Genomic DNA, 15,034 nt, shown 5'->3' with positions numbered 1-15,034 from the left:
CCGTCCGACCGACGGACAAGCACTGTTTCCCTCCCGTCAAAGGAGCATCATGTCCCTCCCCGTGACCCGCCGGATCGCCCGTGCCGCGCTGCTCGTCGCCGTCGGCGCGGCCCCCGTGGTCGGCGCGGCCGGTTCCGCGAGCGCGGCGGCGCTGCCGCAGCCCACCGATCTGGGCGCGATGAGCAAGCTCGACGGCGCCGCCGTGGGCGGCACCCTGGACAGCGGAGCGCGGCAGACCACCGAGGTGGCGGGCGACCTCGGCGGCAAGGCCGTCAAGAAGGGCGTCCCCGCAGCGGGCAAGGCCGTCGGCTCGGTCGGCAGGACGGCGACCCCGGCCGTCCAGAAGCTGGCCGGTGACGCCGCGGGAACCGCCGGTCAGGTGGTGGGCGACACCACCTCCACCGCCACGAAGACCGCCGGTTCCGCCCCGGCCGGCTCGGCCGGTTCGCTCGTGGGCGGTCTGCCGGTCGGAATGCCGATCGGCGGCTGATCCGCGCGCACATAGGCGCGCACCACATAGGCGCGCACCATAGAGACACGCAGAGGTGTATGTGGGGAGGGGCCGGGGGGGAGATGGTTCCCCGGGCCCCCCCCCCCCCGGGTTGGGGTCCCCTTGGGGCCTCCTTCGTCCCTCCCCCCCCCCCCCTTCCCCCCCCCCCCCCCCCCCCTCCCCCTCCCCACATCGGTGCGGGATCCATGTGGGATCCGTCGGCGTCCGTCAGCCCAGCCGCTTGACCGCCGACTCGATCCGCTCGTCCGTGGCCGTCAGCGCCACCCGTACGTGCCGGTCCCCCGTGGGGCCGTAGAAGTCGCCGGGCGCCACCAGAATGCCCAGCTCCGCGAGGTGCGCCACGGTGTCCCAGCACGGCTCGTCGCGCGTCGACCAGAGGTAGAGGCTCGCCTCGCTGTGGTCGATACGGAAGCCGTGCGCCTCCAGTGCGGCCCGCAGGGCGGCGCGCCGGGCCGCGTACCGCCCGCGCTGCTCCCGTACATGCGCGTCGTCACCGAGCGCCGCCACCGTCGCCGCCTGCACCGGAGCGGGGGTCATCATCCCGCCGTGCTTGCGGACCCGGAGCAGCTCGCCCAGGACTGCCGCGTCGCCCGCCAGGAACGCCGCGCGGTATCCGGCGAGGTTGGAACGCTTGGAGAGCGAGTGGACGGCCACGATCCCCTCGTACGTACCGCCGCTCACGTCCGGGTGCAGTACGGACACGGGCTCGGCCTCCCAGCCCAGCTCCAGATAGCACTCGTCGCTGAAGACCAGCACACCCCGCTCCCGCGCCCAGGCCACGATCCGGGTCAGCGCGTCCTTCGGCAGGACCGCCCCGGTCGGGTTCGACGGCGAGTTCAGCCAGAGGAGCTTGACCCCGTCCAGGCCCGCGGACCCGGGGTCGGCGGCGAAGGTCTCCACGTCGTACGGCACGGGCTCGGTGCCCGCCAGCCGCGCCCCCACCTCGTACGTCGGGTACGCGAGCCGCGGGTACGCGACCCGGTCGCCCGCGCCGAGGCCGAGCTGGGTGGGCAGCCAGGCCACCAGTTCCTTGGAGCCGAGCACCGGCAGTACGTTCTCGTGCGCCACCCCGCGCGCGCCGAGCCGCCGCTCCACCCAGCCGGTCAGCGCGTCGCGCAGCGCGGCCGTGCCCCACACCGTCGGATACCCGGGTGAGTCCGCCGCCGCGATCAGCGCCCGCCGGATCACTTCCGGGACCGGGTCCACGGGCGTGCCGATGGACAGGTCCACAATCCCGTCCGGATGGGCCTGGGCCTGCGCCTTGTAGGGGTCCAGCCGGTCCCAGGGGAAGACGGGGAGGCTCGAAGAGACAGCGGACACGTGCTCACTCTTTCTCGTACGCGCTCGGCGCTCGCTCGCACTGGGCGCGCACCGCGCTCGTACCTGCGAGACACCTGCTACCTGCTGCTACCTGCGAAACGCCTCGGTCCCGTACGGCGGCGGGCCGTACGGGACCGGGGGGCGCGCTGTCAGCCGTTCTGGGGCGGCAGCGCGGCGATGAAGGGGTGGTCGCGCTCGATCAGACCGAGCTTGGAAGCACCACCGGGCGAGCCCAGCTCGTCGAAGAACTCGACATTCGCCTTGTAGTAGTCCTTCCACTCCTCCGGGGTGTCGTCCTCGTAGAAGATGGCCTCGACCGGGCAGACCGGCTCACAGGCTCCACAGTCGACGCATTCGTCCGGATGGATGTACAAGGACCTGGAGCCCTCGTAGATGCAGTCGACCGGGCACTCCTCGATGCACGCCTTGTCCTTGACGTCGACACAAGGCTGCGCGATGACGTAGGTCACGCTGTCGTTCCTCCTCGATAGGGCGCGGCGGGCCGATCTGCGGCTCCGTCCACGGGCGCGCGGGAGCGCGGCGTCGTCGATGCCCGCATCTAGTATCTCCGTTCTTGAGCACGATCCGAACAGGAGGGGCGGACTGAGCTGTGGAATTCACTGCGGGCGGACGGCTCCGGGTCCGGGTGACCCCGGCTGACGTGGGCAAACGTGTATCAGTCAGACAGTTGACGGGGGGCGGTGCGGGGGCGGAGAAGTTCACCGACACGGTTGGCGTTCTCACATCGTGGGACAACGGTGTGCTGCTCATCACACGCCGCACCGGGGAGAGTGTCCGGGTGCCGGAGGCGGCTCTGGTGGCGGGGAAGGTGGTACCGGCCGCCCCGGCCAGGCGCCGGGGTCCCGCGGCGGACTTCGAGGAGCTGGCGCGGGCCGGCGCCCGGGCCTGGCAGCCGGTGGAGAGCGAGCCGCTGGGCGAGTGGCTGCTGCGGGCCGCGTCCGGTTTCACCCGGCGGGCCAACTCCGTACTGCCGCTCGGCGACCCCGGGATGCCGCCGGACGAGGCGCTGGCGCGGGTACGGGAGTGGTACGGGGAGCGGGGGCTGCCCGCGTACATCCAGGCCGCGACCGGCGCCGAGGGTACGCAGGAGCGGCTGTGCGCGGAGCTGGAGGGGCACGGCTGGCGGCCGGAGGTGGCGGCGGAGGTACGGATCGCCGCGCTGGCGCCGGTCGGGGACCTGGACACCGACATCTCCGGGGTACGACTGGAGCGCACGGTGAGCCCTGGCTGGCTGCGCCGCTACCAGCGGTTCGGTGGGTCGGGGCCACATGTGGCCGAGCCCCATGTGGCGGGCCCCCATGGGTCCGACGCACATGGCCCGGAACTCCATGTCGCGGAAGACCATGGGCCGGAGCCCCATGTGGCAGGCCCCCATGTGGCCGGGCGCCATGCAGCGGGCTCCCATGTGGCCGGGGCCCATGTGGCCGAACCCCATGTGCTGCACGTACTGGGCAGCGGGCCTTCTGTGTGGTTCGCCTCCGTGGCCGGGGCAGGGGAGGTGCCCGCGGCCATCGGACGGTGTGTGGTCGACGGACGGTGGGCCGGGTTCATGGCGGTGGAGGTCGGTCCGGAGCACCGCCGCCAGGGGCTGGCCACCGCCGTGATGACCGCGCTCGCCCGGCGCGCGCTGGAGGAGGGCGCGTCCGCCGCCTGGCTCCAGGTCGAGACGGACAACGAGGCGGCGCGGGCGCTGTACGAAGGCATGGGCTTCGCCGTCCACCACCGCTACCACCACTTCCGAGCCCCCTGAGCGGGTACGAGGCCGATATGCGACCGGATTCCCACGACCTGCGCCGGCGCTTCGCCGAGGAGGCCCGCGCTCCCAGCCCCGACCTGGCGACGCTCTGCCTGCTGGTGGGCGCGGAGGCCGACCCCGAGCTGGGCGAGGCCTCGCTCGACGCGGCCCAGGCCGAGCTGGACCGGCTGGCGGGGCTGCTGCCCTTCGGGGTGCTGGGGGCGCGCGCCTGGGCGGTCGCGCTCGCGGAGCTGCTGGGCGAGCGGTGCGGTTTCGAGGGCTCGCCCGCCGAGTACCAGCGGCTCGACGCCTCACTGCTGCCGGTGGTACTGCACCGGCGGCGCGGGCTGCCCATCCTGCTCTCGGTGGTGTGGATGGAGGTCGCGCGACGGGCCGGAGCGCCGGTGTACGGGGTGGCCCTCCCCGGCCATTTCGTGGTCGGCTTCGGCGACCCCCGGGACCGGATCCTGGCCGATCCCTTCGCCGGCGGGCGCCTGCTGACCAGCGCCGACACCGCGCGGCTGGTGGGCGACGCGACGGGCGGGCCGCCGGACGACGCACTGTTCGTACCGGCCGATCCGCTCGACATCGTGCTGCGCGTCCTGAACAACATCCGCGCCTGGGCGGCGACCCGCCCCGAGCGCACCGATGTGGCGCTGTGGGCGGTCGAACTCTCCCTGCTGCTCCCCGCGCATCCGGCCAGGCTGCGCTACGAGCACGCCCAACTCCTCGTACAGCGCGGGGAGTTCCTCCAGGGCGCGACGGAGATGGAGGAGTACGCACGGGTCGTGGCCGCGGTCGAGCCGTCCACGGCGGAGGCGATCCGCCGCCGGGCCCGCGCGGCCCGGGCAATGCTCAACTGAAACCCGAAGCGCCGGACGGGTGGGGAAGCCCGTCCGGCGCTTGAGGACTGCTCTAGTACAACGCGCGGCGACTAGCTCGGGTCGAGGTTGATCACCTGCGTGCGCTCCGCCGGCGTCTTGCCCAGCAGCGCCTTCTGCATCGCCTGCGCGACATCGTCCGCGGAGACGGGGTGCTCCTTCCCGTCCCCCTTGGTGATCGTGATGCCGTCGAAGACTCCGTCCAGCAGCTCTTCGATCGCCTTCTTGTCGTAGACCTCCACCAGCCGCCCGTCGATCGCCTTCATCGAGAGGATCTTCGGCAGCGACTTGGCAGGACCGAACTGGATCTCCTTGCCCCCGGCCTTGATCGTGATCAGGTCGGACATCGCGGGCTTGGCGAACTCGTTCATCGCCCGGTCCAGCTCCGCCTGGCTGATCGTGGGGTCGCGGGGCGCGATGGGCAGCTCGACGGTGTTCGTACGGCCCGTCTGGACCTGGGCGCGGTAGGCGTCCCGTACCGAGATGATCGAGTGGCTGACGTCCAGGGACTGGCCCGACTTGCCCGGTACGGCGACGGCGCGGCCGGGCTCGAACCGGATCGTTCCCTCGGTGGCCGAGCCCGAGATGCCCGCCAGATCGGTCAGCGCCGCGCTGAGCTTCTCCTCGTCGACGGGGATGACCGGCTGGGCGATGCGCTCGCCGCCGAAGAGCGAGCCGATCACCGAGACCGGGTTGTAGTCGCTGCCGGCCGCGGCGCGGACGGTCGCCTGGCTGTCCAGGCTGAGGCCCGCCTTGTCCGGCGCCAGCTCCTCGGTCTTGCCGCCGACGCTGAGCCGCAGCGGCTGCGAGGCGCGCTCGCCGAGGGCGGCGTCGAGCTTGATGACCGCCGCGTCGCGGGTGCCGCCGCCGATGTCCACACCGAGGACGGTGGTGCCCTTCGGTACGTCGGAGTGGTTCATGAGCAGGCCCGCGCCATAGACACCGCCCGCCCCCACCAGCAGGACGCCGACCAGCAGCGTCAGCTTGGAGCGGCCCTTCTTGCGCGCGGGTGCGGCGGGTGCGGCAGCGGCCGGGGGCGCGGTACGTACGGGCGCCGGGCCGCCGCCCTGGGTTGAGCCCACCGCGCCGGGGAAGTCCGGCGCCGAGAAGCCCTGGTCCTGGCCGGGGGCGCCCGGTCCGCCCGGCCGGTGCGCCTGGTCGGTCCCCGGGCCCGAGCCCGGGAACGGCGACCGCTGCTCCGCCGGGACCACCGGGATTCCGCTGGTCAGGGTGTCGCCGGAGACATGCCCGCCGGGCCCGGGACCGGGCGCGTGCTGCTGCGGGGTCAGCTCCGCGGTGTCGTCGGACATCCGGGGCGGGCCGCCCTGGCCGGCTCCGGGCGGGGCGCCGAGGGCCGGGGGCGGGGTGCCCAGTGGTGTGCTGCCGGTGACGGGTCCGGCGGTCGGGCCGCTGGGGCCGCCGGCCGGTCCCGGCGGCCGGATGCCGAGCGCCGGGGTGGTGGGACCGCCGCCGGGTGCGAAGGCGCTGGTGCCCTGGCCGGGCGGCAGACCGGCTCCGGCGGCCAGCTCGCTGAGCGAGCCGCCTCCGGTCGGCGGGTGCTGGCGCGGGGCCTCGGAGTAGTCGCCGTAGTACGGAGTGTCCGTGCGCCGGTCGGCTCCCGGGGCCGTCTGCGGCGGTACGGAGGTGCCCGAGACGGCGGCCGCCCCGGCACCCATGCCCGCGGCCATGCCCGTACCCGCACCGCCGGGCGCGCCCGCGGCGGACTTGCGTGGCGCGAACCAGTCGCTCGCGGGCTTGTCCCCGGACGGTTTCTCGTCCGCGGCCTCAGGCCCCGGGGCGCCGGCGGTGTCCGTGCCCGCGTCCTGCGCGGGGACCCCGCCCGTCAGCTCCGGCGTCTTGACGCCCCGGCCGCCCGCGGTGTCGGCGTCGCCCATGGGCGTACGCATCACCACCGGCGGGATCGGCCGCGAGCCCGGGATGTTGATCCGGATGCGGGTGGTCAGGGTGGTCTCGGTCTTGGGCTCGTCCGGCTGAGCGGCGGCCGCTATGCCGGTCTCCTCCGGAGGGTCCTGCTGGGGATGCAGCGACGGATACTGGCGGGATCCGTACGGCGGTGTTCCCGAGGGGTACGCGGCTCCGCCGCGCCCCTGGGGCCCGGAGGACGAACTGTCAGTTTCACGACTCAAAGCAGGTTCTCCCGGTTGGCTCCGCCGCCCGTTCTTACTGGTACTCAACTGTTCAGGTCCCCCATGCCGAAGGCGAGGGGAAGGCCCGGAGCGCGCACCACCATACTGGCCTCCGCCGACGGACACCCGGCGACCGTGTGAAGCTATGGTTCGCGGGCGGTGCGGACGGGGGGCATTTCAGTGGATGGCGGGCGCGTCACTTCCCAAGTCGGCCGGACTTCGTGCCCGGTTGCGGCAACCGCGACATGGTGGCACACATCACAGCCAGCACCATCCCGCCCAGCAGATAGATGAGCGGACCGACGCCCGCGGAGAAGGCCGCGTCGCCCTCCGGGCGGCCCATGCTCAGCAGAACGGCCGCGATCAGCCAGCCCGCGGCGGGCGCCCCGACCCCCATCTGCGTACCGGTGGCGCGCAGTCCGCCGAGGAAGACTCCGGCGGTGGCGAGCAGCGCGAGCACCAAACCGCCGGGGAACCAGCCGCCTTGGACGAGCGAGCCCGCGAGCGCGACCAGCGCGCCGAGCACGGCAAGGCCGACATATGCGGCGATACGGCCGGGCCCCGGCATGGTCATGTACGGGCCCAGGGGCGGCCGCTGAGGCTCCTTGCCGCTGCCGCTCATGCGCCCGCCTCGGCTTCGGCCTCTGCTCCGGCTCCGGCTTCAGCGACCGCCTCGGCTTCCGCGGCTCCGTCGGTCCCGGCGGCCACACCGATCCCGGCGAAGAGATCGCTCTCGCGTTCGCCGGCGGAGACTCCGGGCACGCCCTGCACCAACTGGTAGTACTCGGCCGCGAAGATCGGCTGGCCGAGGTCGTTGGAGAGCGCGAAGAAGGGCCCGTCCACGGCGATTTGGCTGGCGTGGGCGCGCATCGCGGCGGCCTTGCGCTCCCGGTACGGCGCGCCGTCGATCGCCGCGGTGATCTCCGAGTCGTCCACCACGCCCGGGATGTCGCCGACCTCGGCGATGCCCGGGAAGTCCGTACCGTTCGCACGCATCCTGGCGAAGCCCGCCTCGGCCACCGAGCGCGGCACCCGGTTCCAGTAGATCTTGGCGACCGTGTGCGCGGCGCCGAGGTCCGGGCGGTACGAGGGGTCGGCGGCCAGGGCCGCGCCGCGCATGGCGACGCGATGGGCCTGGATGTGGTCGGGGTGGCCGTAGCCGCCGTTGGGGTCGTACGTCACCAGCACCTGAGGGCGGACCTCGCGGATCACCTCGACGAGATACGGGGCGGCCTCGTCGGCCTCGGTGTGCCAGAAGGCGCCCTCGCGGTCGTTCTCCGGCAGGCCCATCATCCCGGAGTCGCGGAATCTGCCGGGACCGCCCAGGAAGCGGTGGTCGGAGACACCCAACTCCCGCATGGCCGCCGCGAGTTCACCGATACGGTGGGCGCCGAGGCGATCCTCGCGGCCGGCCGCGAGATGGGCCAGCTCCGGCGGGATGATCTCGCCCTCCTCGCCGAGGGTGCAGGTCACCAGGGTGACCAGGGCGCCCTCGGCCGCGTACTTGGCCATGGTGGCGCCGTTGTTGATCGACTCGTCGTCGGGGTGGGCGTGCACCAGCAGCAGACGGCGGGCGGGTAGATCGGTCATGGGCACAGCCTACGAGGCAAGCGAAAAAACCTCCCGGCCTGTGGACAACGGCCGGGAGGCGACGGGACAGGGCCTGGCGGCCCGCGAAGGCCGTCGGTTGTCAGTGGTCGGCGGTCGGTGATCAGGAGGCGGAGCGGCAGTCGTGGGGCGGCGGCCGGAGCGGGCCGGCCGCGGCGGGCGGGGCGCCCTCAGAGGGATGCCAGAGGGGCGCCGGAGAGCCGTCAGAGGGCCGTCAGAACTTGATCCCGCCGATCATCCCCGCCACATTCGTGGTGAGTTCGCTGATGGTGGGCGCGATGGACGAACTGGCGATGTAGAAGCCGAGCAGCATGCAGACCACCGCGTGACCGGCCTTGAGCCCGGATTTCCGGACCAGCAGGAAGACGATGATCGCCAGCAGCACCACCGCCGAAATCGAGAGTGCCACGGCGGTTCACCTCCATAAATATTCAGTCGGGAAATCGCAGCATGCATGTGCCAGCGGATTCCTACCCACCTTGCGCTACGGATCATAACTATCCGTGCGTACGCATCGATCGGTGCACGGCAGCACAGGGGGGCGCACAAGCACTAGTTTCGGTCGTATGACCTTGAGCCAAGAGCACTCGTTCCCACGTCAGTACGCCAGGACCCAGCGGTTCACGCTCGGCGCTCCCCGGGCGTTCACGGTCTCCCCCGACGGCGCCCGGGCCGTCTTCCTGCGGTCAGCCTCGGGGACGGACCGCGCCAACGCCCTCTGGGTGCTCGATCTCGAAGGCCCCGGCCCCGCGGGCCACGAGCGGATCGCCGCGGACCCCACGGCCCTGCTGGCGGGCGCGGAGGAGCAACTCTCCGCGGAGGAAAGGGCCCGGCGCGAGCGGAGCCGCGAAGGGGCGGGCGGAATCGTCGGTTACGCGGTGGACAGCGCGGTCGAACTGGCCGCGTTCGCGCTCTCCGGGCGGCTGTACGCGGCCGAGCTGCGGGCCGGTACGGCGCGCCAACTGCCCGTACGGGGACCGGTGATCGACCCGCGGCCCTCGCCCGACGGGCGGCACATCGCCTACGCGGCCGGGGGCGCGCTGCGGGTGACCGGCGCGGACGGCGAGGGCGACCGCGAGCTCGCGGGGCCCGGACCCGGCGAGGGCGAGGATGTCACGTACGGGCTCGCGGAGTTCATCGCCGCCGAGGAGATGAGCCGTACGCGCGGCTTCTGGTGGTCGCCCGAGTCGGACCGGCTGCTGGTCGCGCGGGTGGACACCTCGCCGGTGCAGCGGTGGTGGATCTCCGATCCGGCGCACCCCGACCGGGAGCCGGTCCGGGTCGCCTATCCCGCCACGGGCACGCCCAATGCCGACGTACGGCTCTTCTTGATCGGCGTGGAAGGAGCGCAGGAGGCGGGCGGCGCGGACACGGAGCGTACGGAGGTGGTCTGGGACCGGGCGCGCTATCCGTATCTGGCCCGGGTCCACTGGTCGTCCGCGGGCGCCCCGCTGCTGCTCGTACAGAGCCGTGACCAGCGCGGACAGCTTTATCTCGCGGTGGACACGGAGACCGGCGCGACCAGGACCGTGCACCAGGACGAGGACCCGGCGTGGCTCGAACTGTCACCCGGAGTGCCCGCCTGGGCACCGGACGGGCGGCTGGTACGGCTCGCCGACGAGGGGGGCGCGCGGATCCTGGTGGTGGGTGACCGGGCCCTGACAGGTCCACAACTCCATCTGCGGGCCGTCCTGGACATCGGTGAGCAGGATGTCCTGGTTTCGGCGTCGGCCGGCGAGGAGGCGGGTGATCCAGAAATTGGCCAGATTCATGTGTACCGGGTCAACGAGCTGGGCGTTGAGCGCGTCTCTTCGGAAACGGGCGTGCACTCGGCCGTGCGGGCCGGCGGGGTGACCGTACTGGTCTCGTCCGTGCCGGACACACCGGGCTCGTCCGTACAGGTCCTCAGGGAGGGCAGGCCGCCCGTCGCCGTCGCCTCGTACGCCGAGAAGCCGGTGCTGACGGCCCGGGCGCGGCTCACCGAGGCGGGGGCGCACCGGATTCCGAGCGCGGTGCTGCTGCCGACCGGATACCAGGAGTCGGAGGGGAAACTGCCGGTTCTGCTGGATCCCTACGGCGGCCCGCACGGCCAGCGGGTGGTCGCCTCGCAGAACGCGTATCTCACCTCGCAGTGGTTCGCCGACCAGGGGTTCGCGGTGATCGTCGCGGACGGCCGCGGCACCCCGGGCCGCTCGCCGGCCTGGGAGAAGTCGGTCAGCCGGAATCTGCTGCTCAGCCTGGACGACCAGGTCGAGGCGGTGCACGCCCTCGCGGAGCGCTTCCCGCTGGATCTGGGGCGGGTGGCGATCCGCGGCTGGTCCTTCGGCGGCTATCTCGCCGCGCTCGGGGTGCTGCGCCGCCCCGATGTGTTCCACGCGGCGGTCGTGGGCGCTCCGGTCACCGATCTGCGGCTCTACGACACCCACTACCAGGAGAGGTATCTCGGGACCCCACAGGAAGAGCCCGAGGTGTATGCCCGGCACTCACTGGTGACGGACGAGGGGCTGTCGGCGCCGGAGGAGCCGGCCAGACCCATGATGATCATCCATGGGCTGGCGGACGACAATGTGGTGGTGGCACATACGCTCAAGCTCTCCGCGGCCCTGCTCGCCGCCGGGCGGCCGCATGAGGTGCTGCCGCTCACGGGTGTGACGCATATGACACCGCAGGAGCAGATCGCGGAGAATCTGCTGCTGCTCCAGGTCGACTTCCTGAAGCGGTCGCTCGGAATGAGCTGACCGCCGGAATGAACTGATCGCCGGAATGAGCTGACCGACCGGGCTCGGCGATACGGCGACCGGCCGGGGCTCCCAGAGTCCCGGCCGTTCTACGGCACCCGCACGGCCGTACGCTGTCCAGCCTGACGCGTTCGTATATCGGTGCCGGGTCCGTCAAGTTGCCTGTGTGTTAACGAAATTGATGCGCTTTATTACGTTTCGCTCCCCATCGCCGGTACGGTCCGTTGCTCCTCCGCGAAGTGACAGGCCGACGGATGCGCGGCGGGTCCCCGCGATGCAAGGGCCGCCGGAACCGCCAGCTCCGGCTCCTCCACCGCGCACCGCTCCCGCGCCTTCCAGCACCTCGTACGGAACCGGCAGCCGGACGGCGGAGCCGCCGGGGACGGCACCTCGCCCGCCAGGATGATCCGCTCCCGCCGCCCGCGCGCCCCCGGATCGGGCACCGGCACGGCGGACAGCAGCGCCTGGGTGTAGGGGTGCGTGGGGTGGTCGTAGATCTCGGTGTCCGTGCCGGTCTCGGCCAGCCGCCCGAGATACATCACCGCGACCCGGTCGGAGATGTGCCGTACGACCGACAGGTCGTGGGCGATGAACACATAGGACAGCCCGAACTCGCTCTGGAGCCGCTCCAGCAGATTGACGACCTGTGCCTGCACCGAGACGTCGAGGGCGGAGACCGGTTCGTCGGCGACGATCACCTCCGGCCGCAGGGCGAGTCCGCGCGCGATCCCGATGCGCTGGCGCTGCCCGCCGGAGAACTGGTGCGGATAGCGGTTGATGTGCTCGGGGCTGAGCCCGACCACGTCGAGCAGTTCCTGGACCCGGCGGCGCCGGTCGCCTCTCGGGGCCGCCTCGGGATGGATCTCGTACGGTTCCCCGACGATGTCGCCGACGGTCATCCGCGGGTCGAGCGAGGTGTACGGGTCCTGGAACACCATCTGGATGTTGCGGCGCACCGCCTTCAGCGCCCGCCCGGACAGCAGGGTGATGTCCTCGCCCTTGTAGCGGATCCGGCCCGCGGTCGGCCGTTCCAGGCTGACCAGCAGCTTCGCCACGGTCGACTTGCCGCAGCCGGACTCCCCCACGATGCCGAGGGTCTCGCCGCGGGCCAGGAAGAAGGAGACCCCGTCGACGGCCCGTACCGCCCCGGTCCGCTTTCTGAAGACGATCCCCCGGGTCAACGGATAGTGCTTGACCAGGCCGGTCACTTCCAGAACCGTCTCACCCATCGAGGGTCTCCCTCCAGAAGTGGCAGGCGCTGCGCCGTCCCTCGCCCGCCTCGAAGAGCGGCGGCTCGTCCGTACGGCAGATGTCCCGGGCGATCGGGCAGCGGGGGTGGAAGGCGCAGCCGGGCGGGATACGGAGCAGATTCGGCGGCAGGCCCCTGATCGCGTACAGCTCCCGGCCCTTGCGGTCGAGCCGCGGGACCGAGTCCAGCAGACCGCGGGTGTACGGGTGGGCGGGCGCCTTGTAGAGAGCGTGGACCGGCGCGGTCTCCACGATCCGCCCCGCGTACATCACCGCGATCCGGTCGGCCGCGTCCGCGACCACGCCCAGATCGTGGGTGATCAGGATCAGGGCGGTGTCCAGCTCCCGGCGCAGCTCCGCGAGCAGATCCATGATCTGGGCCTGGACGGTCACATCGAGCGCGGTCGTCGGCTCGTCGGCGATGATCAGCGCGGGCTCCAGGGCGAGGGCCATCGCGATCATGACGCGCTGGCGCATCCCGCCGGAGAACTGGTGGGGATAGTCGCCCGCCCGCTCCTTCGCCGCCGGGATCCCGACCCGCTCCATCAGCTCGACCGCCCTGGCGCGCGCCCGCTTGCGGGACATCCCCCGGTGCACGATGAACATCTCGCCGAGCTGGGCGCCCACGCTGAGCACCGGGTTGAGCGAGGACAGCGCGTCCTGGAAGATCATCGCCATCTCGGCGCCCCGGATCCCGCGCCGCCGCTCCTCCGGGAGTGTGAGCAGATCGCGGCCCCGGAAGAGGACTTGGCCGCCGGAGATCCGGGCGGGCGGGGTGTCCAGGATGCCCATGACGGCCTGGGCGGTGACGGACTTGCCCGAGCCGGACTCGCCCAGCACCGCGAGCGTCTCGCCGGCGTCCACGCCGAAGCCGACACCGTTGACGGCCCGGGCGATCCCGTCGCGGGTGCGGAACTCCACGGACAGATCGCGCACTTCGAGCAGCACGGGGCCGGCTCCCTCCGCTAGCGCAGCTTGGGGTCGAGGGCGTCGCGCACCGCGTCGCCGAGCATGATGAACGCGAGCACCGTGACCGCCAGCGCGCCGGCCGGCCAGAGCAGCATGTGCGGGGAGTTGCGGATGTACGGCGAGGCGTCCGAGATGTCGATCCCCCAGGACACGGTCGGCGGTTTCAGCCCCACACCGAGGTACGAGAGGGTCGCCTCCAGCGCGATGAACGTACCCAGCGCGATGGTCGCCACGACGATCACGGGCGCGACGGCGTTGGGCAGGATGTGCCGGAGCAGGATGCGCGCGGAAGAGGCGCCGAGCGCCCGTGCCGCCTGGACGTAGTCGTTCTGTTTGACGGTGATGACGGAGCCGCGGGCGATCCGCGAGATCTGCGGCCAGCCCAGCAGCACCATGAAGCCGATCACCGGCCAGACCGTCGAACTGCTCACCACGGACAGCAGGACCAGACCGCCGAGCACCACCGGGATCCCGAAGAAGACGTCGGTGATCCGGGAGAGCACCGCGTCCCAGGTCCCGCCGAAGAAACCCGCCAGGGCGCCGAGTACGGAACCGGTGACCGCGACCCCGAGGGTGGCGAGCACCCCGACGACGACCGAGGTCCTGGCGCCGTGGACCGTACGCGTATAGACGTCGCAGCCCTGCCCGTTGAAGCCGAAGGGGTGGCCGGGCCTGGCGCCCTCCTGGGCCAGCGCGAGATCGCAGGAGAGCGGGTTGCGGCTCGCGATCAGGGACGGCCAGGCGGCGATGAGCAGCAGGAAGAGGATCACCAGCGCCGAGACGACGAAGACGGGGTTCCGGCGCAGATCGTGCCAGGCGTCGGACCGGAGTCCGCGCGGCTTCCCGGCGGCGGAAACACCACCGCCGGAGTGCGGCAGCGGCTGCTCCAAGGTGGCGACAACAGCTCCGGCAGGGCACGCGTGCTCGGGCTCAGGCATACCGGATCCTCGGGTCGAGTACGGCGTACAGGAGGTCGACCAGCAGATTCGCCAGCAGGAAGACAATGATCAGTACGGTGACAAAGCCGACGACGGTCTGGGTGTTCTGGCGCAGAATGCCTTGGTAGAGCTGGAATCCGACCCCGTGGATATTGAAGATCCGCTCGGTGACGATGGCGCCGCCCATCAGCGCGCCGATGTCCGTGCCGATGAAGGTGACCACCGGGATCAGCGAGTTGCGCAGCAGATGCCGGGTGATCACCCGGTGCCGGGGCAGTCCCTTGGCGACGGCCGTACGCACATAGTCGGCGCGCGCGTTCTCGGCGATCGAGGTACGGGTCAGCCGGGTGACGTACGCCAGCGAGACCGAGGCCAGCACCAGCCCGGGCAGCAGCAGTTCACCGAGCGGCGCGGTGTACGAGACGGACGGCTGGACGAGCTTCCAGGCCACCCCGAACACGAGCTGCGCCAGCAGACCGGTCACAAAGGTCGGTACGGCGATGACGACCAGGGTCAGCAGCAGTACGGAGGTGTCGACCGGGCGGCCCCTGCGCAGCCCCATGACCACACCGAGCGCGACCCCGATGACGACTTCGAAGACAACGGCCACGAGGGTGAGACGGATGGTGACCGGGAAGGCCGTCGCCATCAGGTCGATGACCTTCTGCCCGTTGAAGGCGGTCCCGAAGTCCCCCGTGAACACATGCGCCATATACGTCGCGTACTGCTGCCACACCGGCTTGTCGAGGCCGAACTCCTGGCGCAGCCGGCCCTCGGTCGCCGGGTCGCATTGCCGCTCGCCGCAGAGACCCGCGACGGGGTCGCCCATCACATGGACCATCAGGAAGACCAGCAGGGTGGCACCGGCGAAGACCGGGACCATCTGGAGCAGGCGGCGGAGCGCGTAACGTCCCATGG

General features: G+C 71.9%; 14 protein-coding genes. 4 read left to right on the top strand and 10 right to left on the bottom strand.

Annotation, left to right across the window (positions count from 1 at the left end):
- Window positions 1-49: 49 nt before the first annotated feature.
- Window positions 50-490: an ATP-binding protein gene (locus ACFU9P_RS08170; protein ID WP_376375373.1), complete on the top strand. Its 441-nt coding sequence runs from the start codon at window positions 50-52 to the stop codon at window positions 488-490.
- Window positions 491-718: 228 nt separating this feature from the next.
- Here ACFU9P_RS08170 and dapC read toward each other — a convergent pair whose 3' ends face one another.
- Window positions 719-1,831, bottom strand: coding sequence for a succinyldiaminopimelate transaminase (dapC, locus tag ACFU9P_RS08165; RefSeq protein WP_384078276.1), 1,113 nt, complete (start codon window positions 1,829-1,831; stop codon window positions 719-721).
- Between the two features lie 149 nt (window positions 1,832-1,980).
- Window positions 1,981-2,301: a ferredoxin gene (gene fdxA, locus ACFU9P_RS08160; protein WP_003985062.1), complete on the bottom strand. Its 321-nt coding sequence runs from the start codon at window positions 2,299-2,301 to the stop codon at window positions 1,981-1,983.
- Between the two features lie 140 nt (window positions 2,302-2,441).
- Between fdxA and ACFU9P_RS08155 the strand changes: the two genes are divergently transcribed.
- Window positions 2,442-3,602: a GNAT family N-acetyltransferase gene (locus ACFU9P_RS08155; protein WP_384078275.1), complete on the top strand. Its 1,161-nt coding sequence runs from the start codon at window positions 2,442-2,444 to the stop codon at window positions 3,600-3,602.
- Between the two features lie 17 nt (window positions 3,603-3,619).
- Window positions 3,620-4,450: a transglutaminase-like domain-containing protein gene (locus tag ACFU9P_RS08150; protein ID WP_384078274.1), complete on the top strand. Its 831-nt coding sequence runs from the start codon at window positions 3,620-3,622 to the stop codon at window positions 4,448-4,450.
- A 71-nt stretch (window positions 4,451-4,521) separates the two neighbouring features.
- On the opposite strand, the gene ACFU9P_RS08145 is transcribed toward ACFU9P_RS08150, so the two are convergent.
- From ACFU9P_RS08145 to ACFU9P_RS08130, 4 genes are all read right to left on the bottom strand, one after another.
- A complete protein-coding gene (locus tag ACFU9P_RS08145) occupies window positions 4,522-6,615 on the bottom strand; it encodes a hypothetical protein (protein WP_384078273.1) in 2,094 nt (697 codons plus the stop codon).
- Window positions 6,616-6,811: 196 nt separating this feature from the next.
- Window positions 6,812-7,237, bottom strand: a complete 426-nt coding sequence (locus ACFU9P_RS08140) for a DUF6113 family protein (protein ID WP_384078272.1) — start codon at window positions 7,235-7,237, stop codon at window positions 6,812-6,814.
- Complete coding sequence (mshB, locus tag ACFU9P_RS08135) at window positions 7,234-8,205, bottom strand: N-acetyl-1-D-myo-inositol-2-amino-2-deoxy-alpha-D-glucopyranoside deacetylase (RefSeq protein WP_384078271.1); 972 nt, start codon at window positions 8,203-8,205, stop codon at window positions 7,234-7,236. The genes ACFU9P_RS08140 and mshB overlap by 4 nt, the downstream gene beginning before the upstream one ends.
- A gap of 232 nt (window positions 8,206-8,437) precedes the next feature.
- Window positions 8,438-8,632 (bottom strand): hypothetical protein, encoded by a 195-nt coding sequence (locus ACFU9P_RS08130; protein ID WP_046497980.1) that lies wholly within the window; start codon window positions 8,630-8,632, stop codon window positions 8,438-8,440.
- Between the two features lie 157 nt (window positions 8,633-8,789).
- Here ACFU9P_RS08130 and ACFU9P_RS08125 point away from each other — a divergent pair, with 157 nt between their 5' ends.
- Complete coding sequence (locus ACFU9P_RS08125; RefSeq protein WP_384078270.1) at window positions 8,790-10,961, top strand: prolyl oligopeptidase family serine peptidase; 2,172 nt, start codon at window positions 8,790-8,792, stop codon at window positions 10,959-10,961.
- 191 nt (window positions 10,962-11,152) lie between these two features.
- Here ACFU9P_RS08125 and ACFU9P_RS08120 read toward each other — a convergent pair whose 3' ends face one another.
- From ACFU9P_RS08120 to ACFU9P_RS08105, 4 genes are read right to left on the bottom strand one after another with little or no spacing between them, the layout of a single operon-like run.
- A complete protein-coding gene (locus ACFU9P_RS08120; protein WP_384078269.1) occupies window positions 11,153-12,190 on the bottom strand; it encodes an ABC transporter ATP-binding protein in 1,038 nt (345 codons plus the stop codon).
- A complete protein-coding gene (locus tag ACFU9P_RS08115) occupies window positions 12,183-13,157 on the bottom strand; it encodes an ABC transporter ATP-binding protein (protein WP_384078268.1) in 975 nt (324 codons plus the stop codon). Before ACFU9P_RS08115 ends, ACFU9P_RS08120 begins: the two co-directional genes overlap by 8 nt.
- Window positions 13,158-13,174: 17 nt before the next feature.
- Window positions 13,175-14,116, bottom strand: coding sequence for an ABC transporter permease (locus ACFU9P_RS08110; RefSeq protein WP_384078267.1), 942 nt, complete (start codon window positions 14,114-14,116; stop codon window positions 13,175-13,177).
- Complete coding sequence (locus ACFU9P_RS08105; RefSeq protein ID WP_376378336.1) at window positions 14,109-15,032, bottom strand: ABC transporter permease; 924 nt, start codon at window positions 15,030-15,032, stop codon at window positions 14,109-14,111. Before ACFU9P_RS08105 ends, ACFU9P_RS08110 begins: the two co-directional genes overlap by 8 nt.
- Between the last annotated feature and the right edge of the window lie 2 nt (window positions 15,033-15,034).

Source organism: Streptomyces sp. NPDC057617 (assembly GCF_042800555.1).
GTDB lineage: Bacteria > Actinomycetota > Actinomycetes > Streptomycetales > Streptomycetaceae > Streptomyces.
The sequence above is the reverse complement of the archived record's forward strand: the minus strand, read 5'-3'. Positions and strand labels throughout refer to the sequence as shown.

What these genes read in the sequence shown, in the direction of transcription:
- mshB (WP_384078271.1), bottom strand. Translation starts at nt 8,205, where the DNA reads ATGACCGATCTACCCGCCCGCCGTCTGCTGCTGGTGCACGCCCACCCC.
- ACFU9P_RS08120 (WP_384078269.1), bottom strand. Translation starts at nt 12,190, where the DNA reads ATGGGTGAGACGGTTCTGGAAGTGACCGGCCTGGTCAAGCACTATCCG.
- ACFU9P_RS08150 (WP_384078274.1), top strand. Translation starts at nt 3,620, where the DNA reads ATGCGACCGGATTCCCACGACCTGCGCCGGCGCTTCGCCGAGGAGGCC.
- ACFU9P_RS08140 (WP_384078272.1), bottom strand. Translation starts at nt 7,237, where the DNA reads ATGAGCGGCAGCGGCAAGGAGCCTCAGCGGCCGCCCCTGGGCCCGTAC.
- ACFU9P_RS08170 (WP_376375373.1), top strand. Translation starts at nt 50, where the DNA reads ATGTCCCTCCCCGTGACCCGCCGGATCGCCCGTGCCGCGCTGCTCGTC.
- ACFU9P_RS08110 (WP_384078267.1), bottom strand. Translation starts at nt 14,116, where the DNA reads ATGCCTGAGCCCGAGCACGCGTGCCCTGCCGGAGCTGTTGTCGCCACC.
- ACFU9P_RS08125 (WP_384078270.1), top strand. Translation starts at nt 8,790, where the DNA reads ATGACCTTGAGCCAAGAGCACTCGTTCCCACGTCAGTACGCCAGGACC.
- ACFU9P_RS08105 (WP_376378336.1), bottom strand. Translation starts at nt 15,032, where the DNA reads ATGGGACGTTACGCGCTCCGCCGCCTGCTCCAGATGGTCCCGGTCTTC.